This window comes from Desulfovibrio sp. 1214_IL3152, from assembly GCF_036763055.1.
Classification (GTDB): Bacteria; Desulfobacterota; Desulfovibrionia; order Desulfovibrionales; family Desulfovibrionaceae; genus Desulfovibrio.
Genome location: NZ_JBAIYW010000134.1, coordinates 1 through 1,765, shown reverse-complemented (window position 1 = coordinate 1,765; position 1,765 = coordinate 1). Strand labels below are relative to the sequence as shown.

2 protein-coding genes are annotated in these 1,765 nt (G+C 59.8%); both read left to right on the top strand.

Annotated features, from left to right (window positions below; all coding sequences use genetic code 11):
* Positions 1-266: 266 nt before the first annotated feature.
* Positions 267-1,145 carry a glycine--tRNA ligase subunit alpha gene (glyQ, locus tag V6C07_RS02820; protein ID WP_333534865.1) on the top strand — a complete coding sequence of 293 codons (879 nt, stop codon included), beginning with the start codon at positions 267-269 and terminating at the stop codon, positions 1,143-1,145.
* 4 nt (positions 1,146-1,149) lie between these two features.
* Positions 1,150-1,765 (top strand): glycine--tRNA ligase subunit beta (locus V6C07_RS02815; protein WP_333534864.1); only part of this gene is annotated, 616 nt, incomplete at its 3' end.

Genomic DNA, 1,765 nt, shown 5'->3' with positions numbered 1-1,765 from the left:
GGCTGCGCGCGCAGGCGTCCGCCACCAAGGCGCAAGTGCGGGGTACCTGCGCGGGTACAGGCCGAAGTGGGCGTCTTACAAGCTTTGGTAATATACATTCTCAAAGTTGCAATGCTCTAAAAAGGAGCCGCTGGTCAGCTGGTTTTTGCCTTCTGTCGCCGTAACGGCAGGGCCGGGCGCGGGTTTTTCGCCGCAGCGTCCGCCGTTCATGCCGTTGCCCCGCCAGGAAGCAAAAACCTTCTGATCAGCCTTCCAAAGGACAACACATGTATTTTCAGGACGTGATTCTCACCCTACAGAATTACTGGGCCAGGCAGGGCTGCGTTATCGAGCAGCCTTCGGGAGTGGAGTGCGGGGCCGGAACTTTCAACCCCCATACCTTTTTGCGGGTTATCGGTCCCGAGCCTTGGAACGTGGCCTATGTGGAGCCTTCGCGGCGTCCCACAGACGGGCGCTATGGCGAAAACCCCAATCGCCTGCAGCGCTATTTCCAGTTTCAGGTCATCATGAAGCCTTCGCCGGACAACGTGCAGGACCTGTATCTGCAAAGCCTCAACGCCTTGGGCATCAATCCCGCCCAGCACGACATCCGCTTTGTGGAAGATGACTGGGAATCGCCCACCCTGGGGGCCTGGGGCCTTGGCTGGGAAGTGTGGCTCAACGGTATGGAAGTGAGCCAGTTCACTTATTTCCAGCAGGTGGGCGGCATTGACCTTGCGCCGGTGAGCGTGGAGCTGACCTACGGTCTTGAGCGCCTGGCCATGTATCTTCAGGGCGTGGAGTCCGTGTATGATCTGGCCTGGAACAAGGATGTGACCTACGGCAACATCTACCACCAGAACGAGGTGGAGCAGTCGCGCCATAATTTCGAGGCCAGCGATGCCCGGATGCTGCTGCGCCATTTCAATGATTTTGAAGGCCAATGCAAGGCCATGCTTGCGCTGGGTCTGCCCTGGCCTGCCTACGATTATTGTCTGAAGTGTTCGCATACCTTTAACCTGCTGGATGCGCGCGGGGCCATATCCATTACGGAGCGCACCGGCTACATCGGCCGGGTGCGGGCTCTGGCGGCGGGCGTGGCCCGTCTGTACGCGGCTCAGCGCGAAGAACTGGGCTATCCCATGCTCAAAAAGGATGCGAGGTAAAGCCGTGGCTACCTTTGTGCTCGAAATCGGCAGTGAAGAACTGCCTTCCCGTTTTCTGGCTCCCGAAGAAGCCGAACTTTCCACCCGTTTTACCGCCGCCTTTGAAGAAGCGGGCCTTGAATACGGCAGCCTGCGTGTCATGAGCACGCCGCGCCGCGCCGTGGTCACGGTTGAAAACCTCAATCCCGTGCAGATTGAGCGGGAAGAGGTGGTCTCCGGCCCGCCCGTGCGTGTGGCCTATGATGCTGAGGGCAAGCCCACCAAGGCGCTGGAAGGCTTTATCCGCACCAATGGCTGCACTCTGGAAGACGTTTTTCAGCAAGAGACAGAAAAAGGCGTTTACATCGCCGTGCGCAAGCGTACCGGCGGTGCGCCCGCAAGGGAATTGCTGGCTGTCATGTGTCCGGCCATCATTACGGCGCTTCCCTTTGCCAAACGCATGCGCTGGGGCAATCACGCGCTGGCCTATGCCCGTCCGCTGCGCTGGATTCTGGCCCTGCTGGACGATGAGGTCATTCCGTTTGAGGTCGGCCCTATGGTTTCGGGGCGCGAGACCTGCGGTCACCGTATCCACGGGCCAGGTCCTTTCTCCGTTGCGCGCGCTGAGGAGCTTCCGGCCA